Origin of the sequence: Yoonia sediminilitoris (genome assembly GCF_003058085.1) — a bacterium.
GTDB lineage: Bacteria > Pseudomonadota > Alphaproteobacteria > Rhodobacterales > Rhodobacteraceae > Yoonia > Yoonia sediminilitoris.
In genome coordinates, this window is sequence record NZ_QBUD01000008.1 from 1 (window position 1) to 26,225 (window position 26,225).

Annotated in this window: 27 protein-coding genes and 5 pseudogenes; 12 read left to right on the plus strand and 20 right to left on the minus strand. The window is 55.1% G+C overall.

All coding sequences use genetic code 11. The features are described 5' to 3' along the window. The 7 genes and pseudogenes from C8N45_RS14405 to C8N45_RS14435 form a co-directional block, all read right to left on the minus strand. A pseudogene (locus tag C8N45_RS14405) lies at nucleotides 1–155 on the minus strand (IS3 family transposase); the annotation flags it as partial. A gap of 41 nt (nucleotides 156–196) precedes the next feature. Continuing rightward, nucleotides 197–325 carry an NAD(P)-binding domain-containing protein gene (locus C8N45_RS14410; protein ID WP_309499052.1) on the minus strand — a complete coding sequence of 43 codons (129 nt, stop codon included), beginning with the start codon at nucleotides 323–325 and terminating at the stop codon, nucleotides 197–199. 22 nt (nucleotides 326–347) lie between these two features. Continuing rightward, nucleotides 348–1,178 (minus strand): alpha/beta fold hydrolase, encoded by an 831-nt coding sequence (locus C8N45_RS14415; protein ID WP_108386968.1) that lies wholly within the window; start codon nucleotides 1,176–1,178, stop codon nucleotides 348–350. After that, nucleotides 1,175–2,005, minus strand: coding sequence for a sulfite exporter TauE/SafE family protein (locus C8N45_RS14420; RefSeq protein WP_108386969.1), 831 nt, complete (start codon nucleotides 2,003–2,005; stop codon nucleotides 1,175–1,177). The genes C8N45_RS14415 and C8N45_RS14420 overlap by 4 nt, the downstream gene beginning before the upstream one ends. Beyond that, nucleotides 2,002–3,492 (minus strand): tripartite tricarboxylate transporter permease, encoded by a 1,491-nt coding sequence (locus C8N45_RS14425; protein ID WP_108386970.1) that lies wholly within the window; start codon nucleotides 3,490–3,492, stop codon nucleotides 2,002–2,004. Before C8N45_RS14425 ends, C8N45_RS14420 begins: the two co-directional genes overlap by 4 nt. A gap of 9 nt (nucleotides 3,493–3,501) precedes the next feature. After that, entirely contained in the window at nucleotides 3,502–3,957 is a 456-nt protein-coding gene (locus C8N45_RS14430; RefSeq protein ID WP_108386971.1) for a tripartite tricarboxylate transporter TctB family protein, read from the minus strand. Nucleotides 3,958–4,027: 70 nt separating this feature from the next. Next, complete coding sequence (locus tag C8N45_RS14435; protein WP_168769491.1) at nucleotides 4,028–4,984, minus strand: tripartite tricarboxylate transporter substrate binding protein; 957 nt, start codon at nucleotides 4,982–4,984, stop codon at nucleotides 4,028–4,030. A 114-nt stretch (nucleotides 4,985–5,098) separates the two neighbouring features. On the opposite strand from C8N45_RS14435, the gene C8N45_RS14440 reads away from it, so the two are divergent. Continuing rightward, nucleotides 5,099–6,112 carry a LacI family DNA-binding transcriptional regulator gene (locus tag C8N45_RS14440; protein WP_108386972.1) on the plus strand — a complete coding sequence of 338 codons (1,014 nt, stop codon included), beginning with the start codon at nucleotides 5,099–5,101 and terminating at the stop codon, nucleotides 6,110–6,112. A 319-nt stretch (nucleotides 6,113–6,431) separates the two neighbouring features. On the opposite strand, the gene C8N45_RS14450 is transcribed toward C8N45_RS14440, so the two are convergent. The 5 genes and pseudogenes from C8N45_RS14450 to C8N45_RS14475 all read right to left on the minus strand — a co-directional run bounded on the left by C8N45_RS14450 (nucleotide 6,432) and on the right by C8N45_RS14475 (nucleotide 9,910). Beyond that, on the minus strand, nucleotides 6,432–6,821 hold the full coding sequence (locus C8N45_RS14450) for a DUF2938 family protein (RefSeq protein WP_108386974.1): 390 nt from the start codon (nucleotides 6,819–6,821) through the stop codon (nucleotides 6,432–6,434). 145 nt (nucleotides 6,822–6,966) lie between these two features. Continuing rightward, entirely contained in the window at nucleotides 6,967–7,353 is a 387-nt protein-coding gene (locus C8N45_RS14455; RefSeq protein ID WP_108386975.1) for a transposase, read from the minus strand. 229 nt (nucleotides 7,354–7,582) lie between these two features. Next, nucleotides 7,583–8,296: pseudogene (locus C8N45_RS23705) on the minus strand (M48 family metallopeptidase). An 84-nt stretch (nucleotides 8,297–8,380) separates the two neighbouring features. Continuing rightward, nucleotides 8,381–8,572: pseudogene (locus C8N45_RS14470) on the minus strand (transposase); the annotation flags it as partial. 357 nt (nucleotides 8,573–8,929) lie between these two features. Next, entirely contained in the window at nucleotides 8,930–9,910 is a 981-nt protein-coding gene (locus C8N45_RS14475) for a hypothetical protein (RefSeq protein ID WP_133175987.1), read from the minus strand. A 413-nt stretch (nucleotides 9,911–10,323) separates the two neighbouring features. On the opposite strand from C8N45_RS14475, the gene C8N45_RS14480 reads away from it, so the two are divergent. Continuing rightward, on the plus strand, nucleotides 10,324–10,620 hold the full coding sequence (locus C8N45_RS14480) for a hypothetical protein (protein ID WP_108386979.1): 297 nt from the start codon (nucleotides 10,324–10,326) through the stop codon (nucleotides 10,618–10,620). A 52-nt stretch (nucleotides 10,621–10,672) separates the two neighbouring features. Further along, entirely contained in the window at nucleotides 10,673–11,215 is a 543-nt protein-coding gene (locus tag C8N45_RS14485; protein ID WP_108386980.1) for a hypothetical protein, read from the plus strand. Between the two features lie 124 nt (nucleotides 11,216–11,339). On the opposite strand, the gene C8N45_RS14490 is transcribed toward C8N45_RS14485, so the two are convergent. The 4 genes from C8N45_RS14490 to C8N45_RS14510 all read right to left on the minus strand — a co-directional run bounded on the left by C8N45_RS14490 (nucleotide 11,340) and on the right by C8N45_RS14510 (nucleotide 14,478). After that, the gene (locus C8N45_RS14490; RefSeq protein WP_108386981.1) at nucleotides 11,340–12,149 is read right to left on the minus strand and encodes a GNAT family N-acetyltransferase; all 810 of its coding nucleotides are present in this window, start codon (nucleotides 12,147–12,149) and stop codon (nucleotides 11,340–11,342) included. Then, on the minus strand, nucleotides 12,146–12,736 hold the full coding sequence (locus tag C8N45_RS14495; RefSeq protein ID WP_108386982.1) for a histidine phosphatase family protein: 591 nt from the start codon (nucleotides 12,734–12,736) through the stop codon (nucleotides 12,146–12,148). The genes C8N45_RS14490 and C8N45_RS14495 overlap by 4 nt, the downstream gene beginning before the upstream one ends. Before the next feature lie 145 nt (nucleotides 12,737–12,881). Beyond that, on the minus strand, nucleotides 12,882–13,712 hold the full coding sequence (locus C8N45_RS14500) for a class I SAM-dependent methyltransferase (RefSeq protein ID WP_108386983.1): 831 nt from the start codon (nucleotides 13,710–13,712) through the stop codon (nucleotides 12,882–12,884). Nucleotides 13,713–14,271: 559 nt separating this feature from the next. Then, a complete protein-coding gene (locus C8N45_RS14510) occupies nucleotides 14,272–14,478 on the minus strand; it encodes a hypothetical protein (protein ID WP_108386984.1) in 207 nt (68 codons plus the stop codon). Nucleotides 14,479–15,060: 582 nt separating this feature from the next. Between C8N45_RS14510 and C8N45_RS14515 the strand changes: the two genes are divergently transcribed. From C8N45_RS14515 to ilvN, 6 genes and pseudogenes are all read left to right on the plus strand, one after another. Beyond that, a complete protein-coding gene (locus C8N45_RS14515) occupies nucleotides 15,061–15,591 on the plus strand; it encodes a MaoC family dehydratase (RefSeq protein ID WP_211095475.1) in 531 nt (176 codons plus the stop codon). A gap of 536 nt (nucleotides 15,592–16,127) precedes the next feature. Beyond that, nucleotides 16,128–16,377: pseudogene (locus C8N45_RS23710) on the plus strand (transposase); the annotation flags it as partial. Nucleotides 16,378–16,648: 271 nt separating this feature from the next. Then, nucleotides 16,649–16,879 (plus strand): annotated as a pseudogene (locus C8N45_RS14530) (transposase); the annotation flags it as partial. Between the two features lie 203 nt (nucleotides 16,880–17,082). Further along, a complete protein-coding gene (locus tag C8N45_RS14535) occupies nucleotides 17,083–17,301 on the plus strand; it encodes a hypothetical protein (RefSeq protein ID WP_108386987.1) in 219 nt (72 codons plus the stop codon). Between the two features lie 333 nt (nucleotides 17,302–17,634). Continuing rightward, entirely contained in the window at nucleotides 17,635–19,386 is a 1,752-nt protein-coding gene (locus tag C8N45_RS14540; RefSeq protein WP_108387135.1) for an acetolactate synthase 3 large subunit, read from the plus strand. Nucleotides 19,387–19,535: 149 nt separating this feature from the next. Then, nucleotides 19,536–20,099, plus strand: a complete 564-nt coding sequence (gene ilvN, locus C8N45_RS14545; protein WP_108386988.1) for an acetolactate synthase small subunit — start codon at nucleotides 19,536–19,538, stop codon at nucleotides 20,097–20,099. Nucleotides 20,100–20,186: 87 nt separating this feature from the next. Here ilvN and C8N45_RS14550 read toward each other — a convergent pair whose 3' ends face one another. Further along, the gene (locus C8N45_RS14550) at nucleotides 20,187–20,384 is read right to left on the minus strand and encodes a hypothetical protein (protein WP_108386989.1); all 198 of its coding nucleotides are present in this window, start codon (nucleotides 20,382–20,384) and stop codon (nucleotides 20,187–20,189) included. A 174-nt stretch (nucleotides 20,385–20,558) separates the two neighbouring features. Between C8N45_RS14550 and C8N45_RS14555 the strand changes: the two genes are divergently transcribed. Continuing rightward, complete coding sequence (locus tag C8N45_RS14555; protein WP_108386990.1) at nucleotides 20,559–21,500, plus strand: nucleoside hydrolase; 942 nt, start codon at nucleotides 20,559–20,561, stop codon at nucleotides 21,498–21,500. Next, nucleotides 21,497–22,888 carry a protein adenylyltransferase SelO gene (locus C8N45_RS14560; RefSeq protein WP_108386991.1) on the plus strand — a complete coding sequence of 464 codons (1,392 nt, stop codon included), beginning with the start codon at nucleotides 21,497–21,499 and terminating at the stop codon, nucleotides 22,886–22,888. Before C8N45_RS14555 ends, C8N45_RS14560 begins: the two co-directional genes overlap by 4 nt. Here the strand turns inward: C8N45_RS14560 and C8N45_RS14565 are convergent. The 3 genes from C8N45_RS14565 to C8N45_RS14575 all read right to left on the minus strand — a co-directional run bounded on the left by C8N45_RS14565 (nucleotide 22,866) and on the right by C8N45_RS14575 (nucleotide 24,892). Continuing rightward, nucleotides 22,866–23,762, minus strand: a complete 897-nt coding sequence (locus C8N45_RS14565; RefSeq protein WP_108386992.1) for a DMT family transporter — start codon at nucleotides 23,760–23,762, stop codon at nucleotides 22,866–22,868. The genes C8N45_RS14560 and C8N45_RS14565 overlap by 23 nt on opposite strands. A gap of 85 nt (nucleotides 23,763–23,847) precedes the next feature. Further along, on the minus strand, nucleotides 23,848–24,393 hold the full coding sequence (locus C8N45_RS14570) for a peptidylprolyl isomerase (RefSeq protein WP_108386993.1): 546 nt from the start codon (nucleotides 24,391–24,393) through the stop codon (nucleotides 23,848–23,850). Further along, the gene (locus C8N45_RS14575) at nucleotides 24,386–24,892 is read right to left on the minus strand and encodes a peptidylprolyl isomerase (protein ID WP_108386994.1); all 507 of its coding nucleotides are present in this window, start codon (nucleotides 24,890–24,892) and stop codon (nucleotides 24,386–24,388) included. The genes C8N45_RS14570 and C8N45_RS14575 overlap by 8 nt, the downstream gene beginning before the upstream one ends. Nucleotides 24,893–25,023: 131 nt before the next feature. Between C8N45_RS14575 and C8N45_RS14580 the strand changes: the two genes are divergently transcribed. Continuing rightward, nucleotides 25,024–26,199, plus strand: a complete 1,176-nt coding sequence (locus C8N45_RS14580) for a phosphoglycerate kinase (protein WP_108387136.1) — start codon at nucleotides 25,024–25,026, stop codon at nucleotides 26,197–26,199. Nucleotides 26,200–26,225 lie beyond the last annotated feature (26 nt).

A 26,225-nucleotide genomic window follows, 5' to 3' on the forward strand; every position in this document is an offset into this window, starting at 1 on the left:
ATGCCTTCGCGACGGCAAAGCTCCGCGATACTGTCTTCGCCACGCAGGCCATCCAGCACGATCCGGATCTTCTCTTCAGATGAATAATGCTTGCGGGTTGCACGCTTGATGTCTTTGACGATCTTCTCGCCCGGGCTCTTCGTTGTCTTTCTCATCGTCCACTCCTCAGTGGCTAGGATGAGCAACAAAACCTCTCTTAGCAAATACAGCTATTTGGACCCATAGGCGCTGACGTCAGACAATCAAAGCCGTGAACGACATGCCCGGCACGCACCAGTGACGTCGCCATCCCATAGCCCATCGACCCCAGGCCGACGATAGAAATTGCTGTATGTTACATCTCGATCCTATCCTTGTCTTTGTGCCGAATTTGACCACTTGGCAATGAGTGTATTGGCAAGTTCAGTGGAGGCAAAACACAGATTGTGCCCCGCTGAAATTAGGTGGAACTCTGCGTCCGGCATGGCCTGCGCCATGGCTTGCGCATATTGCTTTGGCGCTTGCCCATCAAATTTCCCCGCGAATACTTGGCACGGGACGTGCATGTTTGGCAGAGCGTCCCAACAATCATGCAACGCACGCGCAGCTAAAAGCCGCGGATAGCCGGTTGCGTTGTTGTGACTTGCCAGAAAGCGTTCCTCAAAGGCGATCCGCGCTTCGATTTTGTCGGTCTGCGCGGCGGGATCGCTACGCAGCGCCCCGGCGAACCGGGTGTCCATGATGCCAAGCGCTGTTGTCGCGCGTTCAATGGGGTTGGCAATGTCGCGCAGCTTTTCAATGGGATATGATGACCCGCCACGACCGCCCGGCGTTCCTGCCGCCAATGCAAGCTGCTCAATCCGCTTTGGTGCGCGCTTGGCCAAGTGAAGGGCTGTCATTGCACCGAAACTTTCACCCAGGACACACGCGCGGTCCCAGCCCAATGCATCCATGACGTTGATGGCGTCGTCTGCATAATCGGCCATTGTCCAATCGCCCGGCGGGGCATCGGTTTGCCCCAGGCCCCTCGGGTCAGCGGCGGCAACAGTGAAGTTATCCACCAATCGGGTCTCGAACACAGGCGCTTTGATCGACAAATCAAAGTTCGATCCGCCCAGAAACAGCAACGCAGGGCCTGCCCCCTCAACCCGAATGTTGGCTGTCAGACCAGCCGTTTTGATGCGGTGAGGTTTTATCATGCAAAGAACTTCCACAGCATGCGCGCGCCGCTGATCGCCAAGAAGGCCGCAAAGGCGAGTTTCAGGGGGCGTGCAGAGAGGCCATGTGCCAGTTTTGCACCGATAGGCGCGGTCAGAACACTGACCGAGAACAATATAACGGTTGCGGGAAGGTTTACAAAACCAAGCGACGCAGGCGGACGTCCCTCGACGCCCAAGCCGTTCCAGATAAAGCCGCAGACAGCAGGCACAGCAATGGCAAGTCCGAACACAGAGGCCGTTGCGATCGCGCGATGCACGGTGACCGACATCATCGTCATAACCGGCACAGCCAAAGTGCCCCCACCAATACCCATCAGCGCAGAGATGAACCCCATCGGCAGCGCAATCGCGCTCTGGCCGATGCGTGTGGCAGGCGGTTGGTCGGTCAGCACAATCGGTTTGGCCAGTGCCAGGTTAACCGCCACTAGCAGCGCGACCGATCCGAAGACCAATGTCAGCCCGTCGGACCCAAGGGTTTTCGACGCGATCCCGCCCAGCAAAGCCCCCACAAAGATAGCAGGTATCCAGCCCCGCAGGATATCGCGGTCAATCGCCCCGCGCTTGTTATGCGCCACCGCTGATGAAATTGACGTCGGGATGATAGTTGCAAGAGATGTGGCAACGACCGTCAGCATAGCAACCTCTTGCGGGATATTGAAAAGTTCGGCGACGATGATCAGGACAGGCACGATCACGATCCCGCCACCCACACCCAAGAGCCCCGCAAGCAGGCCCGCAATCGCTCCGGTGATCAGAAGGCCACCAATCAGACCAAGCAATGCGGCAATCGAAAAACCGGTGATCATGCCTTTGCGCTTTTGCTTCGGTAGAAACGGATCACTGGAAGTGTCAGCATGACCAACGCGATTACGGCCAATACTGCGGCAATCGGATGACCGGTAAAGAAGGCGGCGAAACTGCCATCGGTGATGATCAATCCCTGACGCAAGCTGATCTCAAGTGTTGGGCCAAGGACCATGCCGATCACCAGCGGTGCCATCGGGAACCCCTGACGGCGCAAAACGAACCCGAAGATACCCGCCAAGGCCATGACCAGCAGATCAAACGGATTGCCGCGCACAAAGAACACACCAACCGTGCAAAGCAGTGAGATCATGACCAGCATATAGGCTTCCTTGATCCGCAGGATCGGGGCGGCCAGCCGCGACACGATCATACCGAACGGTAGCAGCATCAGGTTGATGATGAAAAAGCCTGAAAAGATCGCGGCCATCAACACAGGGTTCTCAGACATAAGCCGCACGCCCGGTGTCACACCGTGCAAGGTCAAGGTGGCCAGCATCACGGCAGTGATCGCGTCGCCAGGAATGCCCAGCGCCATCGTAGGGACAAGTGCACCACCCGTGACCGCGTTGTTTGCTGATTCCGACGCAATCAACCCATCTGGTTCACCCTTGCCAAAGTTGTCTCGGGTCGGCGCAGAGCGCCGCGCCTCGGCATAGGAAATAAACGCCGCAGTTGCCGCACCAGTGCCAGGCAAAATGCCAATGACATTGCCGATCAGGACCGACTTGATCAGGCCTTTGACGCGGCCTGACCATTCAGACAACTTGGGGAGAACAATGCCTGAAAACTTGACCAGCTTGTTGTCCGCGTCAGAGATCGCAGAGGCGCGGATCAGCACCTCGGACAAGGCGAAGACACCAATCACGACGGCCAAAAGGTTGAAACCTGCAATCAGTTGGAAGTTGCCGAAGGTAAAGCGTGCCTCGCCTGTCAACGGGTCACCCCCAACGGTCGACAGGAACAATCCTAGAAAACCAGCGATCAGACCTTTGATCATTGAACCTTCGGAGACAGAGACGATACAGGTCAAGCCTAGCAGGATCAGCGCAAAGGTCTCGATAGGGCCAAAGTTCAAGGCGAATGCGGCCAGCTGCGGGGCCGCAAAAATCAGGACCACAGCCGAAGTAAGCCCGCCAACAACCGACGCAATCGTGGCCCATCCCAATGCCTTTCCGGCCTCGCCCCTCTGGGCCATGGGATAGCCGTCAAGACAGGTGGCGGCCGATTGCGGTGTGCCTGGCGTGTTGATCAGGATCGCGGAAATCGACCCGCCATAAACCGACCCCGCATAGATCGCCAAAAGCAACAGGATCGCAGGGGCCTGGGTCATTGTCAGCGTAAAGGGCAGGATCATTGCCACTGCAACAGTTGACCCAATCCCGGGCAGCGCACCCAGCACGATCCCAAGCATCGTACCAAGCGTAAGAACGAACATCCCCTCGACAGTGAAAATCAGGGACAAAGCTTGTGGGATGGCTTCAATCATCAGGGTTCCTCAAATCCACCAAAAGAAGGGTGAGTTAGGCAATGGCATCTTCAGAATGTGGTTGAAAAGAACGACAAGGCTGCCAGCCGAAGCAATCGGAAGAACCAGCAATACCAATGGGCTACGGATGCCGAGCGTGATCAGTATCAGCAGGGCCAACATGACAGAGCTGATGAAGTACCCCAGCGGCATGATCAGCAAAACATAACCCACAAACCCCGCGCAAATCAGCAATGTCGGCGCAAGTCGCAGTTCCTTGCTTTCTACGTTCGTCATCATGTCGATGACCATGTTGAGCGCGGCAAGGGCAAGCAAGATCATCAGAATGATCCGTGGAAAAAACATCGGGCTAAACGCCCCGCCAAGCTCCGCAAATTGCAAGCCAAACGTCGACACAACCAAACCAGCAGACAACGCTAGGATCAGCAGCGCAACGATGCGCCGTTCAGTGACCAAGTTTTGCATGAGAGCGCCCCGAGGTTGAACCTATCTGCGCCCAAGAAAGCCCTTGGGCGCAGATAATTGTCAATTTGGCTTAAAGGCCAGCAGCCTCGATCAAAGCAGAGTTTGACTCGTACTGCGCGCGGAAGAATGCGTCGAAGTCAGCCGCATTGCGGTAATTCAAGACTGTGCTGGTGTCCGCCGCAAACTGCTGAAACCCGTCGGAATTCATTGCCGTTTCACAGGCAGTGCTCAGCTTTTCGGTCACGTCCGGCTCAACCCCTGCTGGTGCGAACAAGCCGCCCCACAGGTAAAGTTCATTCAACGGCGCGGCGATGCCAACCTCGGCTGCCGTTGGGACATCAGGAAAGCTCTCCAGACGCTCAGCGTTGAACACGACCAATGGGCGGAAATCGCCGCGGGTCATCAAAAGTTCAGTGTCACCAAAGAACTGGATCGTGCCGGCGGCCATGGCCTGCAACGCAGGTCCGGAGCCTTGGAAAGGCAGGTGCTTCATATCATCGATGATGCCCAGACCCTCGAACGCCGCAACGGTCGTCAGATGCGTGATGGCGCCGGGGCCAGATGATCCGTAAATATACTTGCCCGGCTCGGCCTGCACAGCAGCAACAACGTCCTCAATGGTCTGGAACGGGCTTGAAGCGTTTGTGAACAACACGGTTGGCGATGCGGCAACCGAACAAATCGGTGTCCAGCTGTCGACATCATAAGGCACGTCTTTGATCTGCGGCTGGATCGTCGCGACCGTCACCGACCAATACCCCATTTGATATCCGTCAGGCCGTTGCCCTGCCAAAGCCGCAGCCCCGACCGTGCCCGACCCACCGGCCATGTTTGATACATAGGCATCACCACCCAACGCTTCGGCGAAGTGAGGTGCAAAAGCGCGCAGCAGCAAGTCAGTGCCGCCCCCTGCATTGAACGGGGCTACCAGATTGATGGGGCGTTCAGGGAACTCTTCGGCGGATGCCGGTGTTGAAAATGCCATAACCGCCGCTACAGCTGTCGCAGTTGCCTTAAAAATGTTCATGTTTTCCTCCCGATGCATGAAGCAGTTGCATTGGTAACGTTGTCAATTAAATTGATAACGTTGTCAATCTTCGTTCTTCGTGGCAGTGTCGCACCAGAGGGAGATAGCGTTAGAATGGTTGAAAAACACAAAAAACCAACGCTTAAGGACGTCGCCGAACTGAGCGGTGTCAGCGTCATATCTGCCTCTCGTGTGATGAGTGGCGGTCCAAATATTTCCCAAAATCTGCGCCGCAAGGTGGAATTGGCCGCAAAAAGCCTCGGATATCAACGCAACCGAATCGCAGGATCATTGCGTGGCCAGACAAGTGATCTTGTGTCGGTCATTCTTCCTTCCATGAGCAACAACGTCTTTCCCAATATCATGGATGGGCTGAGTGAAAGCCTCCAGGATACGCCACTGCGTCTGGTCCTGGGGATGACGCAATACAGCAACGTCAAAGAAGAAGACATTCTTCGCGACATGCTGTCCTGGAACCCTGCCGCCGTCGTCTTGGCCGGATTGGAGCATTCCGCCGAAACCCGCGCATTACTCGCCACCTATGACGGACCCATCATTGAGGTCATGGATACCGATGGTGAGGCGACAGACATCGCTGTTGGCGTCTCTCAGATCGCTGCGGGCGAGTTGATCGCGCGGCATTTCACCTCCCGGGGGTATCGCAATGTCGGCTATATCGGCGCATGGGGCGAACGCCCGGTGCGGTCTCGCAAACGACGTATCGCTTTTGAAGCTGAACTCGAAAAACTAGGAAACCCGATTAAGGCCGTGCGGATTTGCGAAGAGGCGTCATCCATCATGATCGGTGCACGTGAAATGGAACGGCTTTTGGCAGAGAATGAACACGTCGATGCTGTCTTCTTTGCCAATGACGACCTCGCGCTCGGCGCACTGCTGTACTGCCAAAGGGAAAAGATTGCGGTCCCGCAAGATGTGGCGATTGCGGGATTCAACGGCATGGAAATGGCGCAAATGATCTCCCCTTGCCTGACCACGCTGCGAACGCCCCGTTTTGAGATGGGTCGCATGGCTGGCGAACTGCTTTGCCAAAGGATCGAAGGGACATTAGCACGCAAACAGTCGGTACACGAACTCCCCGTCACGCTTATCTTGGGTGAGACGAGTTGACTTATCTGTGAGCGGGATTGGGTCAGCAGATCTTCGAGCCAATCTCTATCCTGAATGCGTTATGTCTACTGGATCTCGTGAAACTCCGCCCTCCGGGGGCTTTGGGCCAAAACCGTATGGAGCTATGTACTGACTTTCGCACAGCCGCAACGAATGCACACTTCGTCCTTCAGGCTGTCATTCAGTATGGCACTGATTTAGCACATGCGGCGAATGGCCGGTTCGATGAAGCTGCAGCGCAGCACCAGATCGACCGACGAACGGCAGCTTTGGGCCGAAAGTGCCTCTGACCATGCCACTCTGGTTTACAACACAGGCGCTAAATGGTTGAGCCGATCAACAGTCCGCTGCCCCATAACCCCAAGCCAAACGCCGTGTGGGCAATCAATCCAAGGCCGCGTGACTTCCAAGGCGTCGGCGTATTGCTGGCGGCCCCGCCAAGGCCCATGCCCGGTTGGAGGATGAACCAGCCGGCAGCAATCGTCTCCATGGCATATATCCCAGCTGTTAGAAAGTCGGGTTCCATCAGCCAAGTGGACCCGACAATAAGTAAGAAAACAATGCCGTATATGACGCCGACGCCGTAGTGAAGCAGCCAACCCAAGACCAGTTCACCGGAGGCTTCATCGGCCTGTTCGATATCCTCGTGAAACATTTTTCCCTTGAATAGATGGGCAAACCCACACCCCGGCATGGCCCAATTAGGCATGGGTATTCCCAGACCAAGCGGTGATGTTGAAGATCCACGCGGTGGCGTGCGGGGGTGAACTGCTGGCGCAGCATAAGATCGATGAGGGTTGCGGAAGTCCACCGGCTTGGTTGCCACAAAAATCTGCACACCGTGCGACGGTGGATCACAGCGCAGCCGCGATCTCTGCGATCCGCACGGCGGAAATGTCTGCCGCCAGACGGATCGTCACGTTGCCCTTCAATATATCAATCACGCCAATCTCAGCCTGCGCATCAAACTCGGCTATGTCTGGCAACGTGACGGCAGGTTCCTCAATCGCCACCGGAACGAAGGAAACACCGTCAAGGTTCGGCAGGACCAACTTGCCCTCGCGCGCAATCCGTCGCCATTCGGACAAATGATTGGGTCGCATCCCATAGCGCCGTGCAACCGCATTTACCGTCGCACCATCAACCAGCGTCTCGGCTACGATCCGCGCCTTCACATCCTGCGGCCAGCGTGGGCACCTCCGACCACAAACGCTCGCATCCGTGAGAAACTCAACCGTAATATCCTTGGAGAAACTCGCTCAAATCCATGAAGCACGGACTCGCAGAATAAACGCGTCAACGGAAGGTGGGGTCTAAACAGCGGTTACCCTATATTGGCGGTACGCCAATACGTAAGCAGCAAAATCAGCACATCGGGCCCATAGCAGACATCCTTCCTCCACCGGGGATACTGCGACGTAGCCCGACAGACCGCCAAATGGCGCTCGCAAAATTGATCCGCGAATGGGACTACCATGCGTCCAGGGGCAGAGAATTGAGCTCGCTTCTTCGTTGCCTCCAAGATGGCATTAGTCTGTCGAGAACTGCGAAAAACGCATCATCGTGTTTTCGAGAAATGAAGTGTGCAACCTCATGAAGCGCCACATATTCGATCGATTGCAACGGCTTCTTGGCCAGCGAAAGATTGCGCCAAACACGACCCATATCCGGGTTACAGCTGCCCCACTTCGTACGCATGCGCTTGATGCCAAACTCTGGCTGGGGCACATCAAGTATGTTGGCCCATCTTTCCACTGCATCACGGCCACGGGTGCGCAGTTCTTTACGATACCACCGTAAAACCATGCGCTCCCGATCTTCAAAAGTTACGTCGGTGCGCAGCCGCATCCTAAGATCATCGTTGCCCTAAACCTGAATCCCTGGCCGTCCTTGCGCGACAGTTTCGACCCGCAGTCGTAACGGCCGACCTAAATGCCAGTGGGTCTCTCCCGAGACATATTTCCGGGTGTTCTCACGAGCTTGTTTTTCAAAGTCGCGGCGTCTCTTTTCTATCCACGGGAGTTTTGTCAGCACCGCAACGCGCACCGCATCGGAACTCATTGAAGGTGGCGCCGCAACGCGAACGCGGCCGTCCGGTGGATACACGCCGATGTGCAAGTTCTTGATGGATTTATGGACAACTTCAATCTCGATGGCGGCCAATTGCATGTGTTCAGTACTCATGCTGTGCCTTCACAATTTCGAAGATGAGCTCTGCGTTTGCGCCCTCCGGCAATGAATCAGATATGCTCCGACGAACCAAACGTTCTGTCCGTTCTCGTCCTCAAGCGCACACAGCCGCTTCGCGTCACGCGGTTCCATGCCGCCGTATTCTGATTTGTATTTGTAGAAAGTCGCCGAGCTAATCCCGTGCCGCCGACATACATCAGCGGTCTTCTCGCCAGCTTCCTGCTCCTTGATCATCGCTATGATCTGTTCATCCGTAAATCGTGCTTTCATTTGTCCGTGCTTTTGTTGGGCGGACTCTACACAGATTTGGAGGAGTTTTAGGGGCGCGGGTCACATCAACCTTCGGAACTTGTTGTTGAATCAGCTTTCAGAGCAGAGTCTTGCCCCATCAAGGCAAGCAATGGACATCTGTGCTATTCTTAACGGGATGAAAGACCGATCCACATCGACATCGCTGCCCTAAAGTGTTCCTGTCAGCAATCGCTCTCGCCGCAACCGTCATATTCTGGTTATGAGGCCTGAGCCTAGGGTCAGTCCGTACTGGAAAGGGGAAGTCCGAGCTTAAACCGATTTGCGCAACAAAGACCAACAAAGCCGTGATTATATCAAAACTTTGCAAGTCATAATCTAATTAGAATATTCTCTAGAACTTCGGAATCCACCATAAGATTGAAGCATCATCAGTAAAAATGCTGTTGCAGAGAAGAATTCCCGAACTTCTGGAATAAGTAAAAAAATAACAGGATCAAAAAAAGCGTAAACAATTTGGCCTTGATAGAGTGTAATAAGAAGCATTGCTATCGATAGTCCAATGCTGGGAAGAGGTATGCCTAACCAGCGGAGGATTTGCTGACCCGTTTGCGTTATATGATAAATAGCTGGCAATACACATCCCCAGAGGAAAAACAGTAGTATAAATAGATGGTCGAAAAAATAACCAAACATATTATGAAGGTTAAGCTCTTCTTGTACGTTTACTTCAGCAAGAGCCTTAGGCGTTTCGAAACCAAATATGCGTTGTCCCCAACTGACTTCTTCACCACACATGGCAAAGAATAGAAGTGTCAGAAAAATAAAGAAACCGCGCGAGCTTGGGCGCATTTCCCTACTAAAGCTATTGATAAGAGCAATCAGGCTGGCCATCAAAAGCATTAGTGCTGAACCATACTCTATCAACCCATCTTCAGCATTTATGAACCCAATAGTCACTTCAGAGAAAATAGTTTCAGATATGGCGATATAGATGAGCGAGCTTATGATAAGAATCAGCATGGTCAACAAAGAGCGATCAATTACCGTTCGAAGTATTCTCTCATATGCCAACGGATAACGGAGATCTCTGCTCATGAACTTCTGATAGCCTTCTAGTTTCTCAATGCTTTTCCAGCGCATGGAAATAATCATGATGCTCAATGCGAGAACCAGCAGGATATACTTTGCCGCAGATACCTCAAATTGAGCTACCTTTCGTGTCATAATATTTTCGGAGGTAAGTGATGCATCCAGTATGCCAATAGATATGAGGCGTTCGGCTGTCAGCCAAAATGACAGTATAAGAAGAAGCAAGCCGCTTCCAAAGGCCAGAAACTGAGGTTGGATACGTATCATATTCATTACCCGTTATTAGCTTTATGAAAATAACTTTTGATATTAAAAAAGTCTTGTTGAAGAATTTTCTGAAATAACAAATTCTTCTTCTTCCCCTTTTGTCAACGATGAGTCCTGACCCTGGGGTCTTTGACTTCCGGCACTATCCTTTGCCCAATCGGCAACTCACCTAATGATTGCCCACTCCTACCCCAGCACTGAGGAACCACGCAGCGAGGAACAACCACATTTCAATCTGAGATTTCCAGTCACGGTCTATCTGCCAATGCTCAAACCTGCTCGCGCCTCAACTTGCACATGCAAACACATTAAGTGCCATTTTGAGACTTAACAAGTGCCATTTTGGGTCTTGACGCATCTGCCAGTCAAGTCTACCACTTTGCGGATGAGAAGTGATTTGGGTGCGTTAACATATGACAGGTGTCGAAAAGCTTGCGCGCCTCAAGCATTTGCTCTTGGGTATGGAGCGGGACTTAGGAATGGATGGATTAAGTACCGTGCAGAGAGATATTGTCTACGCTGCTACGCTCCTGTCCGAAACATCGCGCACATTGACAACTGAAAATTTACGGCAACACGAGTTGCTTGATGACGTTTCCCGCAGTGCTTTCTTTCGTGCACTTAAAGAACTCGTTGAAAATGGATACTTAAGGCACACGGATGGCAGGCAACGGTCTGCTTATATTCTCTCCGATAAGCTGAGAAATTAGGGCCGCAAGCTGCGAAGTTAGGGTTGCAATTCTAGAAAATCGGGCTACGCAATTGCTAAACCTCAAAAGACTCGCTATTCCCTTTGTCGTAATATCACTTGCGCACATACTTGCTTTTGTAATCTCAATTTACCTTCTGCTCCCGCTTCAAGCTCAATACACGCCTGAGCTAGCACCTTATGCCAGCCTTCTATTTCTTCCACATGGAGTGCGCATTCTGTCCGCTTGGTTGATGGGTTGGTGGTCTATTCCACTTTTTGCACCGACGGCATTGTTTTGGCACTGGATTAATTTTGGCGTTGATGGCTTTACACTGGTTGGAATAATTGGAGTTTTTTCGGGCATCGTGTGCGCAACACTCACATTCTGGGCGCTGTCGCTTGTAGGAATGGACTTTCGCTTATCCGCTGCCAGAAAGGCTAACTGGCGAGATGTAATGCTTGCTGGGTGCATTGCGTCCACTATCAATACGTTTGGAATGGGCTGGGCATTTGAGCACAACTTGGCAACGCTGGTTGGGTATTTTGTGGGTGACGTAACTGGATTATTTGCCTGTATGTTTTTACTGATGTTGTTCTTTAAAGCCACGCGCTAAATTCACGAAAAGATAAGCTGAAACAACGGGTTGCGACAAGCATACTTGTACACAAAACGGTGCGCATTTCTAATATGTGATGACCTGCCCCCCGAAACTTCCCTCACTTTGATATAGAGTTTGCTCACTTCAAGCGGTTTTCCGGCGCGTCCGTATGGCCCGCGCCACGAATTTCCAGATAGGCCATGCCAGGTCGTTCGATGGATGTTTCCAACATAGTCACCGCATCGCGGGTTAGCAGCGGCGATCCGTAATTGTCTTTCAGCGAATTTAGGACTGTATCCTTGGCGATGATGTCCTCTGCAACGAATGCGCCCGCGCGACGCGCAACTTGGACCAGTATGGAATCCTGCAGATTACCCGGCGCAGCCTCTGACAGCCGCCAAAGATCAAATTCAAAGATCATTCGGCACCGATCCTCGCCATATTCTTCGGTCACTGACTTCCGCCCTTCTGGCTTCAATCCAGTGCGACGCAGGATGCGTCCGGAGGCTTCGTTTATCATGTCCCAGTAGCCGGCATAGATGACACCTAGGTCGTCGAGGGAACGAAGCCTCTCACCCAATGCATCAGCAGCTTCGCTCATAAGTCCGCGACCATGCCATTGCGTTCCCAATGCATAGAAGTATTCGCCGTTCCAACGTTGGTGTTCGTTGCGTTCCATGTAGAAGCCAGCGACGCCCGCCAAAGCTTGATCGGATTTGAGCACGACCGAAAAAAGGCCCATGCCGCCATCATCCCAAATGCCGCCATCGCCGTCGATTCCCATAATCGAGGTCCAGCGTTCGGCTTCAGTGATGGCGCTTTCTGCCGTTCTGATATCATGCGCCAGCATTCCGACGACATTTGGGTCTGAAAACACCACCTGCGCAATGCCGTGGGTGTCCTGCTTGGTTACCGGCCGTAGAATGAGCCGATCCGTTTCGATGATCATTCTACCGCCACTTCCTTGATGCCGCCGTGTGTCTGCAAAATAAAGAAGGCCTGCGAAGGCACCGGCAGGGACATTGTGTCTGGTGTGGATAAATCGGCGTGAATTCCTCGCAGCACCCGACCTGCCAATCCATGCGAAACAATAATCCTGTGCTTCTGTGGGTCGTTAGTCACGTCATCCAGAAAATGCGCAAGGCGCAACCGGAAGGCATCAAAACCTTCACCTCCGGGTGAATTGAAATACCATTCGCCGGGCGCGCCTACATCACGGTCACCGGGCCATCCCGCGTCGATTTCATCGTTGGTAAGCCCGTCCCATTTTCCGAAACAGAGCTCGGAAATCCGGTCATCCGTCACTGTTTTTCTCAGACCTGAAAGTGCCGAGCCGATGATTTCGGTTGTTTCCAAAGCCCTTATCAAAGGGCTTGTGAAGACCACGCAATCGTCTTCTCCAACCTCGCGAGATATCACACGGGCAGTGTCGTGGGCAAAAGACCGTCCGGCTTCGGTAAGACTGGCCTGACTCCTACCTTGCAAGCGCCCCTGCAAATTCAATTCGGTTTCCCCGTGACGCAATAGAAATATCATTCGCAACCCGTCCCCTTCATACCTCAGCTTAGTGCGTATTAGCCTTTGTGGGTAGCCATGCTTCGGACTGCAGCCTTTGCTACAGCATACACCAATGTCTATTCAGCGGACGATGTGAAGCGGGGCTCACTGTTCGGCACCCATGCTACTTGGGCTTGGAACAGATTATCTGGACTGGGTGAGTTCTTCGCTCTTCGATGTTCCGCGCGGCATTGCGCACGATCTGCGGAGCCAATTTGCCCAACAGAATATGGGCACCAAATACCGGCGCTTGACCCTTTTCGGCAAGTTCGATCGCGCGGTTGTAGCCTTGGAGGTATTTTTCACCTGTGTCAGTGACCTTGATGTCTGTGAAACCTGCGTTCTTCAGCGCGGTAACGGTATCCGCAGGTCGCATAAGGTATGCGCCGCTTCCGTCCTCTGACCAAGGCACGGGATGGTGCGGCCCCCCGACTTCGCCCAGTCCATGTTCTGTAAGCGCAAAAAAAGCACGAGGCTTCAGTACCCGGAAGGCTTCGTCAAAAAACACGTCCCGATCCGGCACGTTCATTGTGACGTGCTGCGTATACCCACCATCGAAGACTTCGTCATCATATGGCAGTTTCTGCCCATCGCCGTGTTGGCACTCTACTGCATCTTCCATCCCGACGAGTACGCTTAGCTTTTTGGCGGCATCTACGAACGGAGCCGTTATGTCTATGCCGTCAACGTGGCAGTTGAAACGTTTTGCTAGATACCTGGCGGGACCACCGAGCCCGCAGCCTATATCGACGAGACGGTCACCGTCTTTGACCGGCAAAGCGTCAGCGAGTTCAACAGTTGCCGGAAAACCTCTCGCATGGAAATGATCCACAGGTGCAAGTTGTTCTATCGTGACAGAACTGGCGTCAATTCCCGACCGCTCCATCGCCTCTAGAATTCGGGAGAACACGTCTCCTTTACCCCAATGATCTGAAATGGTCTTTGCGTCTGTCATCTGCTCACCCGCCCTGTTGCCGCTACTATGCAAGCACACCTTACGTGACACAAATACGCGGGTCCACTTAGGCAGTTTTTGGCTCGAGGAAGAAACCGCTCGTGCGGTAGTGGCGCTTTTGGTTGGAGATGTGCGTTGATTTGAGCGCCTTGGTTTTGAGATCTGACGCACCTGTCTGGCGATTGGAATACTCTCAATCTGATGACAGGAGGTTCCGATGACGAAACTGGTTCTATCTCAGCACGGTCCTCGACGATTACAGCCGATACATCGTCTCCTGGAAGCTCTGCACCAAAATGCGGGCAGAGAACGTGACGGATATCCGCGAAGGTCTCGCCGGCTTTCCGCAACTCTACCTACTCGACCCCGACCGTCACACCATCGAAGTCAATGCAGCTCCTATGTGAAAGGTTTAATGCGACGGACCAAATGGGCTCAAAGCCCCATTCGCGGCTGCTAACGCTAAGGTCTGCTCTGACGATTTTCGGCAGTTTTCAATTTGTGGGTCATAACCCTTATGTTGAAAGGTGGGGTCGGTGGATTGCAAAATGACTTGCATTCACTCCATCAGTGTAACCTCACCCTCAACCGTTGTGACAATTTGGCCCGTGGATGGGGTGTAGACGCTGTAAAAAGTGCCACGGGACTGGATGCCTTCCTGCGCACCTGTGCCCCCAACCGAGTACCACGTACCAGCGTTCCGACCTTCTGACACATGCGCCGTGGATGTCGCAATGATCGTCTGGTCGCCGTCAGCGTTTTCCATCAAGCAATGCCCTTGCCCGTTCGGGATGCCGCGCACAATGACGAAGGAGCTATTACAAGCCCATGTTTGTGGTGGAATGTAGGACGGATGGTCGGCCGTATATTCAACGAGTTCTTGTGTGTTGGTTCCCGACCACAGCTGTAGTGCACCGGAGAGAGGTGTGAACGTGGAGTTCGTTTGACCCTTGGTCGTAAGAGTGAAGCGATAAGTTTCTTGCGCTGTTGCCGATGTGGCAAGAAACGCGATCGTGAGTACTGCGGGGACGAGATTCATGAAAAGGCCTTTCAAAATTGGCACGTGTGGCGTGACAGTCGCTCAGGAATGCCAATCCTGCAACTCTATTCGAGTGCCTTCCATTCAGAAATTCCGGGCCTTTGGTTGCCGGGGCGAGCAATAAACAGACTTTGCAACGCGTCAACGCACTCCACTAAGTCAGGTCCTCGCAAATGTATCTGCGTTTCAGTCGGAATCCTTGACCGATCTGGGCTAGAATTAGACCATCGCCGCAAATCACGCCAAAGTCTACTGTGCGGGACCAAGCACCACTGTGTAGAGATACGCGCGGTAGTGCGCGCGGTCCGCATGGCACAAGCATCATCCAATAAGATGTTTCTGAAAGTGCCTAAGTTGACGGGGAAATCGCCATCCTCCTATACTTCTAACATGAATAGCGGCAAGTACTTTGACGATCTGTCGGTCGGAGACACCTTCGAGACTGGTGGGATTACGCTCACCGAGGGCGCGATTATTGACTTTGCACTGACCCACGACCCGCAGCCTTTCCATGTGAACAGGGTGGCTGCAACGGAGTCGATATTCGGTGGGATCATCGCTAGCGGCTTTCAAACCATAGCGCTCACTTTCCGCCTATTTCGTGATACCGGCGTCCTGACCGGTACGAACATGGGGGGGCATGGTATGGATGAGGTGCGATGGCTGGCTCCCGTGTTTCCCGGCGACACCCTGCATGCAAGTGTGACTGTCGAGGTCCTCACGCCATCACGCTCGAAGCCCGACCGGGGAACGGTCCGGTTCCGCTACCGAACCTACAACCAAAACGACGTCAAGGTACTGAGTATGACCATGGACCATGTGATGGCGCGGCCGAAATAAGTCGGTTCATCTATATACGATGGCTCCCAGCCGGTTTCGCCAATAACTGCTTTGCGGGACAAAGTGACCTCCAATGTCTGTCGTCAGGTTTTTTGGCACCAATGACAGCCTAAGCTAAGAGAGAGTTTGGCCCATCTGGTTGGTTTGATTATGCGGCGTACTGGCAGTGATGCGAGCGTCGCTTCGAGTGTCTTTCGTTTGATCTTTTCCCTTTGCTTTAGAGTGGCTTTGTCACGCCAAAAGTAGGCGCCGGCAGGTGTGACGTTGTTAATGCTCTCGAGAGGTGGTCCTGGATTTTCGACCAGTTTGCAGCCCTGTTAAGGTGGATCAGGATTTCATTTCAGGCTGCTAATCTCATTGGTTCTATTTTGCTGGCATACGCTTCATCGGGGGGCAATATGCCGCGTGTCGAGTGGGTGCGTTCCGCGTTGCAGGAGCTATAGTGAATCGGGTGTCCCTGCGATTTGAAAGCTGGCGGTGCATCTGGTTGGTTTGTTGTTGCAACACAAACCGCCTACCAAAAAGGACGCGCCCCGATGGACGATGCTAACATCATTGATTTCACCGGTCGAGACTCAGTTACTGACCCGCTGACCGATCTTCTGCGCAAAGGCGCGCGAGCTTTTGCAAGCAGCGGTCGAAGCTGAAAGGGACGCCTTTCTGGCCAGTTTTGCAGAACGCCACACATCGGATGGCCGGTATGCGGTTGTCCGCAGCGGGTATCACCCCGAACGCGCCGTTCAAACCGGTATCGGGCCGGTGACGGTCAAAGTGCCGAAGGTGCGGGTGAAAGACGTAGGGCACGCCAAGCCCATTCACCACTGCATTCGATTTGGCCGCGATATCGCAGAGTTCGTCAGATCCCAGCTGATTGGCACCGGGAATATTTCATTCAACTATGAATTTGGGCATTGGAGGTCTCCCATTTATTGAGGGTTTCAGTGTTTTGGGTGAGTTCGGACCACGCGCGTCACATTCAGCATGCCCGACTTATGCGGCTGCCTCGGGAAGGGCATGTCCATTCATCGACATTCTGTAGGCTGGGCGTTCAGACGCTGACCGGTTCGTCGACCTGAGCAGTATCCTTGCCCATCTGGCAGTGTTCTACAGCCATACGGGTCGCCCGTCGGTCGATCCCGAGCTGCTGATCCGGATGCTGCTGGTCGGTTATTGCTTTGGCGTCCGGTCAGGGCTGCGGCTCTGCGAAGAGGTGCATCTGAACCTCGCGTATCGTTGGTTCTGCCGCCTCGATCTGCGCGATCGTGTCCCTAATCATTCCACCTTCTCATAGAACCGGCATGGTCGGTTTAGGGAGAGCGAACTTCTGGAGCACCTGGACAGCCACAGGAATGCCACAAAATCAAAACGAGCTGGCAACAATAAGGTCTCATTTCAAGCTTAAGTTTTGATTCCAATACAGCCGGCCTTGCGCATTTCTCGCGGGGACCGCCCACGGTTTTTTGACACCCTATGAAATTAAAGGGGGTAATTATGGTAAGTCTTACATTCTCAATCGGCGGCATTTTCATGACCGCAACGATGGGCAAGCCACAAAAACCGCGTGCAATCCCGCACCAACACACTTTTGCCAAGCGCGACCAAACGCACACCGCTGGACCCTGCGTCAACCTGACCGGTTTCGCTTACAGTCAGGGCAAATGGGTCGATCAACACGGCACCGGTTATCTTGTGCCGCTGGTCATCAAGTGAGAATCCTGCGGCTAGGCCCGTCCAGTACCTGGCCCGCTTATCATGCGGAAGATATTGCCGCCCAAAGCAGGTCGCCCAAAGGACGCACGGAAATAAAGTTGCAAAATGCCGCTACTTTGCGACATTTTCTCCACCCGCACGGTTGACCCACCATTGAGCGGGGACTAAAGTCTGCGGACACGTAAGGAATCCCGATGGAAAACGTCGTACTACTTGTGAGATATACGCGCATGGGCCGGTAACGGTTAGACCATAACACTCCCATGCGCCCCCGACTTTATCGGGGGTTTTTTTGTGAGCAACGACAACAAACACGCGAAGGACGCGAAGCACATGACCAAAGCCATGACGGGCGCAAAAATGGTAGTTCAGGCACTGATTGATCAGGGCGTGGACGTCGTATTTGGATATCCCGGCGGTGCCGTCCTACCGATTTACGACGAGATTTTTCAGCAAAACCACATCAAGCATGTTCTGGTCCGTCACGAACAGGGTGCGGTGCATGCCGCCGAAGGTTACGCCCGTGCGACCGGAAAACCCGGTGTTGCGCTGGTCACATCCGGCCCCGGTGCCACCAACGCCGTCACCGGCCTGACCGACGCGCTGATGGACAGCATCCCGCTGATCGTGCTGACAGGTCAGGTACCGACATTCATGATCGGCTCTGACGCGTTTCAAGAGGCCGATACCGTGGGCATCACCCGCCCCTGCACCAAGCATAACTGGCTGGTGAAAGACACTGAAAAACTGGCACCTACCCTGCACGAGGCATTCCATGTGGCCACATCCGGCCGCCCCGGTCCGGTGCTTGTTGATATTCCAAAGGACGTTCAATTCGCCACCGGCACCTATACCGAAGCCCGGCAGGTCGAAACCCACTACAACCCGCAAGTCAAGGGCGACATGGGCTGGATCACGGAGCTCGCCGAAGCGATGGAGACGGCAAAGCGCCCGATTTTCTACACTGGCGGTGGTGTCATCAACTCTGGCCCTGCCGCGTCGCAATTGCTGCGCGAACTGGTCGGTGCGACGGGCTTTCCGATCACCTCGACCCTGATGGGGCTGGGCTGCTATCCCGCATCTGGTGAAAACTGGGTCGGCATGTTGGGGATGCATGGGCTGTACGAGGCTAACATGGCCATGCACGACTGCGACCTGATGATCAACATCGGGGCCCGCTTTGACGACCGGATCACCGGCCGTCTGGATGCCTTCAGCCCAAATTCGAAGAAGGCGCACATCGACATTGATGCATCCTCGATCAACAAGGTGATCAAGGTTGATATCCCGATTTTGGGCGACGTGGCCCATGTGCTTGAAGATTTGCTGAACGTCTGGAAATCCCGTGGCCGCAAAACCAACAAGGATGCCGTTGCCAAATGGTGGGGCCAGATAAACGAGTGGCGCAAGGTCGATTGTCTGTCCTTCAAGCAGGATGGCAAGATCATCAAGCCGCAATACGCCCTGCAACGGCTTGAAGAACTGACCAAGAAGCACGACCGCTATGTTTGCACCGAAGTGGGCCAGCATCAGATGTGGGCCGCGCAATATCTGGGTTTCGAGGATCCCAACCGCTGGATGACGTCCGGCGGGCTGGGTACGATGGGCTACGGGTTCCCTGCCTCTATCGGGGTCCAGATGGGCCACCCGGATGCACTTGTGATCAACGTCGCTGGCGAAGCCTCATGGCTGATGAACATGCAGGAACTGGGCACCGCGATGCAGTACCGCCTGCCCGTCAAGCAGTTCATCCTCAACAACGAACGTCTGGGCATGGTGCGCCAGTGGCAGGAATTGCTGCATGGGGAACGCTATTCTTCCAGCTGGTCCGAAAGCCTGCCTGATTTCGTAAAACTGGCCGAGGCGTTCGGTGCAAAGGGTATCCAGTGCGATGACCCCGACAGCCTTGATGATGCGATCATGGAAATGATCACCCACGAGGGCCCTGTCATTTTTGACTGTCTGGTGGAAAAGCACGAAAACTGCTTCCCGATGATCCCGTCAGGCAAGCCGCACAATGAAATGTTGCTGGGCGATGCGTCAACGGCAGATGCCATTCAGGCGGGCGGTGCGGTGTTGGTGTAAGGCCATGGCCATGGCCATTGCAGTACGCCCGGCCCTGACGCTGGTCAGCCCCCGACCCGCCCCACGGGAGGGGGCCTTCACCCCCACTCAGGGTCAGGGGCTGCCTTCAGCTCGACGCGAAATAGAATAACACTGAAAAGGCTTATCACATGTCACCGCTCAAAATCAAAAAAGGCGCGACCAGCCATTCCGCCTATGACCTACGGCCCAACTTTTCGGATAAGGAAGAACGGCACACGCTGGCCATCCTCGTTGAAAACGAACCCGGCGTTCTGGCGCGGGTCATTGGCCTGTTTTCCGGACGCGGCTATAACATCGAAAGCTTGACCGTCGCGGAAGTGGACCATCTGGGCCACCGCTCGCGCATCACGATTGTCACCACCGGCACGCCGCAGATCATCACCCAGATCAAGGCGCAGATCGGTCGGATCGTGGACGTGCACACAGTCAATGACTTGACCGTCGAAGGGCCGTCGGTCGAACGCGAACTGGCCCTGTTCAAGGTCACTGGCACGGGCGATCATCGGATCGAGGCGATCCGGCTGGCCGATATCTTCAGGGCAAGTGTGGTCGATAGCACATTGGAATCATTCGTGTTTGAGATCACAGGCACGTCGGAAAAGATCGATGCGTTTGCTGACCTGATGCGGCCTTTGGGACTTCAGGAAATCGCTCGCACGGGTGTTGCCGCGCTGTCACGTGGGGCGATCTGAAGCACCCCCAGCCCAAGATTGGGGCGATAAAGGCGGTGAGTTGCAGGGCCGATCGGGGCAGAGGGCTGCCCCGACAGGAACCTCGGGTCAGGCTGCGGACAGAAGCCCTGCTTGGGGTGCAGCCGCAATCTCGTCTTCGTCCAATAGGCCGTCACCTGTTGCATCCAGAACGATGCAGTCGCCTTTGGTCATTTCCGGCATGGCGGCCTGCAATTCAGGAAAGCTGTACACCCCATCGCCGTTCAGATTGATCTCGGGCTTAACCGCGAACGCAGGTGCCACCATTGCAAGAACAACGTCCAGTGGGGGAATATGTTTTGGGCAACAAATGGCCGCCGCCCCCCCTTGACGGCAAAATCGTCCCGCCCGTCTTGAAAGACACACAATCGCCACCGGCACTTGCCCCTGCTGCCTTGTCAGGACACTCTGACGGCAAATGACAATAAAAGGACACCGAAAATGCCCCCGCGCAAAGTGATAATCGACACAGACCCCGGACAGGATGACGCGGTTGCGATCCTGCTGGCGCTTGCGTCGCCGCAAGACATTGACCTGCTGGGGATCACCGCGGTGGCTGGCAACGTCCCACTTGATCTGACCCAGAAGAATGCGCGCATCGTCTGTGAACTGGCGGGGCGTCCTGATGTGCGCGTCTTTGCTGGCTGTGATGCGCCATTGGCCCGCAAACTTGTCACCGCAGAACATGTGCATGGCAAGACCGGCCTTGACGGTCCCCAGATGGATGACCCGACCATGCCCTTGCAGGATCAGCATGCGGTCGATTTCATTATCGAGACCTTGCGCGCGGAATCTGCGGGCACCGTGACCCTGTGTCCGATCGGCCCGCTGACGAATATCGCAACCGCCTTTGAGAAAGCCCCTGACATCGTGTCCAAGGTGCAGGAAATTGTCTTAATGGGCGGTGGTTTTTTTGAAGGGGGCAACATTACCGCTGCCGCCGAATTCAACATCTATGTTGACCCCGAGGCGGCAAAGATCGTTCTTGAGGCTGGCGTGCCAACCGTGATGATGCCGCTGGATGTCACCCACAAGGCATTGACCACAAAGCCCCGCATTGACGCATTTCGCGCATTTGACACAAAGGTAGGCGATATGGTCGCCGCATGGACCGACTATTTCGAGCGGTTCGATATGGACAAATACGGATCGCAAGGTGCCCCGCTGCATGACCCCTGCACCATTGCATACCTCATCAAGCCTGACTTGTTTCAGGGCCGTCATATCAATGTCGAAGTTGAAACCACATCGGAACTGACCTTGGGCATGACCGTTGCGGATTGGTGGCGTGTCACCGACCGCGCGCCCAATGCGACCTTCATGAAGGATATCGATGCAGAAGGCTTCTATGCGCTGCTGGCAGAGCGGTTGACCACCCTATGACGCTGCGCTTCGACAACAGCTATGCAACCCTGCCGCCGCAGATGTTTACGCCACAACTGCCGAAACCGGTCAAAGCCCCTGCCCTGTTTGCGTTCAACGCCGATTTGGGCGCTCAGCTGGGAATTGACGCCCCTGATGCGCAGGTCTTTGCAGGCAATCATGTCCCCGATGGAGCGTCACCCTTGACGCAGGCCTACGCCGGCCACCAGTTCGGCAACTGGAACCCGCAATTGGGTGACGGCCGCGCCGTATTGCTGGGTGAGGTGATAGGCAAAGACGGCATCCGCCGCGATATCCAGCTCAAGGGCTCTGGCCCTACCCCCTATTCGCGCAGCGGCGATGGCCGCGCGTGGCTTGGGCCCGTTATGCGCGAATATCTGGTCAGCGAAGCGATGCATGCCATGGGCGTGCCAACCACCCGCGCACTGGCGGCTGTCACCACAGGCGAACCAGTCTACCGCGAAGAAATTCTGCCCGGCGCCATTATCACACGCATCGCTCAAAGCCATATCCGCGTCGGCACTTTCCAATTCTTTGCCGCGCGCGGCGATATGCAGGCGTTGCAGGCACTGACCGATCACGTGATTGCGCGCCATTATCCCGATGCCGCAGGTCCTGCCGGATTGCTGGACGCCGTGATTGCCCGTTATGCGCGTCTGGTGGCCAAGTGGATGGGCCTCGGGTTTATCCATGGGGTAATGAACACAGACAATGTGTCGATTGCTGGTGAAACGATCGACTACGGGCCGTGTGCATTTATGGACGCATTTCACCCCGATACAGTTTTCAGCGCCATTGATCAGTTCGGGCGCTACGCCTATTCCAATCAGCCCGGCATTGGCGCGTGGAATATGGCGCAGTTCGCGACCGCCCTGATCCCGCTGATGCCTGACCGGGACAAGGCGATTGAGGATTTCACCGAAGCCGTTCACCGTTTCCCTCCCCTCTACGAAGCTGCGTGGCTGGAGGTGTTCGGTGCCAAACTGGGGATTGGCACCCCGACCGACGCGGACATTCCACTGATCAACGATCTGCTGGATTTGATGACCAAGGATCAGGCCGATTTCACCAATGTCTTTGCCAATCTGGATCAGGATGCGGCCCGTGATCAGTTCATTGACCGTGATGCCTTTGATGCATGGGCGGTGCGTTGGCGTGCGCGCGCGCCTGATGCCGGACTGATGGCGCAATATAATCCGCAGATCATCCCCCGCAATCACAGGGTGGAAGAAGCAATCGCCGCCGGGCGCGACGGCGACTATACGCACTTTGATGCGCTTCTGGCCGCTGTCACTGCCCCCTACGCGCCGCTGACCGATGACACAGCCCGGTTTGCCCGCGCGCCAACTGTCGAGGAAAAAGTCGTCAGGACCTTTTGCGGGACCTGACAGGCCGGTTGATCAGGATGATACCAACCGCCACACACCCCAAGGCCCCCAACAGCTTCGGCCCGACCTCTTCGCCCAGCAAAAGCCAGCCCAACCCAACTGTCAGCACGGGCGACAGAAAGGCAAATGACGCCACGCTGGAACCCGGATAGATCGACAGAAGCCATAGCCAGAAGATAAAGCCCGCCGTCACCACAATGACGATCTGGAATGCCAGTCCGGCATAGTGAATTGGCGCAAGCTCACGGACCAGCGGCCCAAAAAACAGTGCGGCAATCAACAGCAGCGGCGCGGAAACAGCAACCTGCCAGAAGAGCTGAATCTCTGGTCTGACCCGCGACAGGGGCGATGCTTTGGCCATCATCGCCGTGGCCGCCCAGCCAATCGCTGCGCCAAGGGCCGCCAGATCACCCCACAGGTTCCCTGCCGCGTCGCCCCGATCCAAAATCGCCCAACCGACCCCGACGACGGCGATCGCAAGGCCCAGGGCCTTTTGCGGGCTGATCCGGTCATCAGGCAGGATGAAATGCGACATCAGCGCCATCCAGACAGGCATCGTGTAAAAAATCACTCCTGACCGACCAACAGTTGTCAGGTCCAGCGCAACAAACAGGCACAGGAATTCAGCGGCAAAAATACAACCGGTGATCAGTCCGGCAAGGCGCGTACCGGGTGCAAACCGCAGCGGGATACCGCGATACTTGAGCCATAGCCAGATGCAGACAACAGCCCCAAGCGACCTTAGACCGGCGAAAAAGACCGGCTGAAACCCGTCATTTGTGACCTTGATCACGACTTGGTTCAGGGCCAGCAACAAGGCCATCCCCGTCAGGCCAGCGGCACCAAAAAGATCAAGTTGGGATTTGCGTTCCATCCGCGCAAGTGATGGGTGCAGCACGGCGAAGTCAAGCGGGCATTCGGTTGCCTCCGCCCCTTGGCGGCGCGGAGGCTGTTTTGCTTTAGTCGATCACACGAACCGCTTGCATGACGTCCGGTTTGCCGATCACTGCACCGTTCGCACCTGTTCCACGTTTGATCGCATCAACAATGTCCATGCCTTCGGTGACTTCGCCGACAACAGTGTATTGACCGTTCAGAAAATAACCCGGCGCAAACATGATAAAGAACTGGCTGTTGGCCGAATTTGGGTTCTGCGCGCGCGCCATGCCTATGATTCCACGCTCGAACGGGCGATCCGAAAATTCGGCGGGGATATCCGGGAATTCCGAGCCACCAGTCCCGGCGCGTGACAGGTCATTGCCCATGATGCCGTTCTGCACATCACCCGTCTGGGCCATGAAGCCGTCGATCACCCGGTGAAAGACGACGCCGTCATAATCACCGGCAGCCGCAATGGCAGTGATCTGTTCCACATGCTTGGGCGCGATATCTTCGAACAGGTCGATGGTGATGGTGCCGTTAGCTTCGCCCGCAATGTCGATTTCCAAACCTGCGCTCAGCGCGGGCCCTGCGACAAGCGAAAGGATCGCAGCGTACTTAAACATCGGTGGCTACTTTCACGCTGATCATACGATCAGGGTTCATCGGTGGCTCACCGCGCATGATGGCATCGACGTGTTCCATGCCGGATGTGACCTGACCGTAGACAGTGTATTGACCGTTCAGAAAGTCATTATCCTTGAAGTTGATAAAGAACTGGCTGTTGGCCGAATTCGGGTTCTGCGAACGCGCAGCGCCCAACGATCCACGCGCATGGGGGATCTTGGAAAATTCGGCGGGCAGATCGGGCAAGTCGGATGCGCCAGTGCCTGCGCGGCCAATGTTGAAATCTTTCTCCATGTTGCCGTTGGCCACATCGCCGGTCTGCGCCATGAAGCCGTCGATGACACGGTGGAAACAGACGTTGTCATAGGCACCGGCACGGGCCAGTTCTTTCATCCGCTCGCAGTGTTTGGGGGCCACATCGGGCAAAAGTTCGATCACCACGTCGCCGTCTTTCAGGGTCATGATAATCGTGTTTTCGGGGTCTTTATAATCGGCCATGGTGCACTCCTGTTATGCAAATTCGTCGTCCCACATATTGTGCCTGTACCGGAAAGCCAAGCAGGTCCGGTTGACGTTGGCGTGTGGTTGCCGCAATGAACATGGCATCACTATGCAACAGGGGGCCGCTGATGGCTTGGAAAACACTCGACGATATGGATTTTGCGGGCAAGCGTGCGTTGGTGCGTGTCGATATCAACGTGCCTGTCGAAAAGGGCGAAGTCACCGACACCACCCGGATCGAGCGGATCGTGCAAACGGTTCATGATATTCAGGACAAGGGTGGTCAGGTGATCCTGATGGCGCATTTCGGTCGCCCCAAAGGCAAGGTCGTGCCAGAGATGTCGCTGGAAATCATCGCGCCCACAGTCGCCGACATTCTGGGGGTGCCCGTCACATGGGCCAACAGCGATTTTGCCGATGCGGTCGCCGAAATGGAAGATGACGAGGTGTTGTTGCTGGAAAACCTGCGCTTCAACCCCGGCGAAGAATCCAATGACATGGGTTTTGCCAAGCGCCTTGCATCCCTTGGGGACATCTATGTGAATGATGCGTTTTCCGCCGCCCACCGCGCCCACGCCAGCACCGAAGCGATTGCGCATCTGTTGCCCTCTTGTGCGGGCCGTTTGATGGCCGAAGAACTTGGTGCACTCGAGAAGGCACTTGGCGACCCTGAACGCCCCGTGGTTGCGGTGGTCGGCGGCGCGAAAGTATCGACCAAGCTGGACCTGCTTGGCAACCTTGTGGGCAAGGTCGATCATCTGGTGATCGGTGGCGGTATGGCGAATACCTTTCTGGCAGCCCAAGGCATCAGTGTTGGCAAGTCGCTGTGCGAACATGATCTGGCCGATACCGCCCGCGATATTCTGGCCAAAGCCGATGCGGCGGGCTGTGAAATCATACTGCCCCGCGATATTGTGGTCGCCCGCCAATTCGCCCCCGGAGCTGAAAACGAAACGTTGGCGCAAGATGCTTGCCCCGAGGATGCGATGATCCTTGATGCGGGTCCGGCCACAGTGGCTTATATCGGCGAGGTTTTTGAGGCTGCCAAAACACTGGTCTGGAATGGCCCGCTTGGGGCATTTGAAATCTTTCCTTTTGATGCGGCGACCAATGCGGCAGCCCTGAAGGCGGCGGAATTGTCCAAGGCAGGCAGGCTGATTTCGGTTGCAGGTGGCGGCGATACTGTGGCGGCGCTCAATCAGGCAGGAGCTGCGGCGGATTTCACCTATATATCAACTGCGGGTGGCGCGTTCCTTGAGTGGATGGAGGGCAAGACCCTGCCGGGTGTCGCCGCGCTCGGGTAGACCATCCGCCCCTACAGGGGTTGCGA

Coding starts and splice junctions, on each gene's coding strand:
- C8N45_RS14550 (WP_108386989.1), bottom strand. CDS start 20,384: ATGGTGGCACCTGCGTTCGCGGTTAAGCCCGAGATCAATCTGAACGGC.
- C8N45_RS14555 (WP_108386990.1), top strand. CDS start 20,559: ATGCCCCCGCGCAAAGTGATAATCGACACAGACCCCGGACAGGATGAC.
- ilvN (WP_108386988.1), top strand. CDS start 19,536: ATGTCACCGCTCAAAATCAAAAAAGGCGCGACCAGCCATTCCGCCTAT.
- C8N45_RS14435 (WP_168769491.1), bottom strand. CDS start 4,984: ATGAACATTTTTAAGGCAACTGCGACAGCTGTAGCGGCGGTTATGGCA.
- C8N45_RS14430 (WP_108386971.1), bottom strand. CDS start 3,957: ATGCAAAACTTGGTCACTGAACGGCGCATCGTTGCGCTGCTGATCCTA.
- C8N45_RS14565 (WP_108386992.1), bottom strand. CDS start 23,762: ATGGAACGCAAATCCCAACTTGATCTTTTTGGTGCCGCTGGCCTGACG.
- C8N45_RS14580 (WP_108387136.1), top strand. CDS start 25,024: ATGGCTTGGAAAACACTCGACGATATGGATTTTGCGGGCAAGCGTGCG.
- C8N45_RS14510 (WP_108386984.1), bottom strand. CDS start 14,478: ATGGAAAACGCTGACGGCGACCAGACGATCATTGCGACATCCACGGCG.
- C8N45_RS14540 (WP_108387135.1), top strand. CDS start 17,635: ATGACCAAAGCCATGACGGGCGCAAAAATGGTAGTTCAGGCACTGATT.
- C8N45_RS14500 (WP_108386983.1), bottom strand. CDS start 13,712: ATGACAGACGCAAAGACCATTTCAGATCATTGGGGTAAAGGAGACGTG.
- C8N45_RS14420 (WP_108386969.1), bottom strand. CDS start 2,005: ATGATCACCGGTTTTTCGATTGCCGCATTGCTTGGTCTGATTGGTGGC.
- C8N45_RS14495 (WP_108386982.1), bottom strand. CDS start 12,736: ATGATATTTCTATTGCGTCACGGGGAAACCGAATTGAATTTGCAGGGG.
- C8N45_RS14490 (WP_108386981.1), bottom strand. CDS start 12,149: ATGATCATCGAAACGGATCGGCTCATTCTACGGCCGGTAACCAAGCAG.
- C8N45_RS14515 (WP_211095475.1), top strand. CDS start 15,061: ATGGCACAAGCATCATCCAATAAGATGTTTCTGAAAGTGCCTAAGTTG.
- C8N45_RS14440 (WP_108386972.1), top strand. CDS start 5,099: ATGGTTGAAAAACACAAAAAACCAACGCTTAAGGACGTCGCCGAACTG.
- C8N45_RS14560 (WP_108386991.1), top strand. CDS start 21,497: ATGACGCTGCGCTTCGACAACAGCTATGCAACCCTGCCGCCGCAGATG.
- C8N45_RS14450 (WP_108386974.1), bottom strand. CDS start 6,821: ATGCCTAATTGGGCCATGCCGGGGTGTGGGTTTGCCCATCTATTCAAG.
- C8N45_RS14575 (WP_108386994.1), bottom strand. CDS start 24,892: ATGGCCGATTATAAAGACCCCGAAAACACGATTATCATGACCCTGAAA.
- C8N45_RS14570 (WP_108386993.1), bottom strand. CDS start 24,393: ATGTTTAAGTACGCTGCGATCCTTTCGCTTGTCGCAGGGCCCGCGCTG.
- C8N45_RS14475 (WP_133175987.1), bottom strand. CDS start 9,910: ATGATACGTATCCAACCTCAGTTTCTGGCCTTTGGAAGCGGCTTGCTT.
- C8N45_RS14415 (WP_108386968.1), bottom strand. CDS start 1,178: ATGATAAAACCTCACCGCATCAAAACGGCTGGTCTGACAGCCAACATT.
- C8N45_RS14425 (WP_108386970.1), bottom strand. CDS start 3,492: ATGATTGAAGCCATCCCACAAGCTTTGTCCCTGATTTTCACTGTCGAG.
- C8N45_RS14480 (WP_108386979.1), top strand. CDS start 10,324: ATGACAGGTGTCGAAAAGCTTGCGCGCCTCAAGCATTTGCTCTTGGGT.
- C8N45_RS14535 (WP_108386987.1), top strand. CDS start 17,083: ATGGTAAGTCTTACATTCTCAATCGGCGGCATTTTCATGACCGCAACG.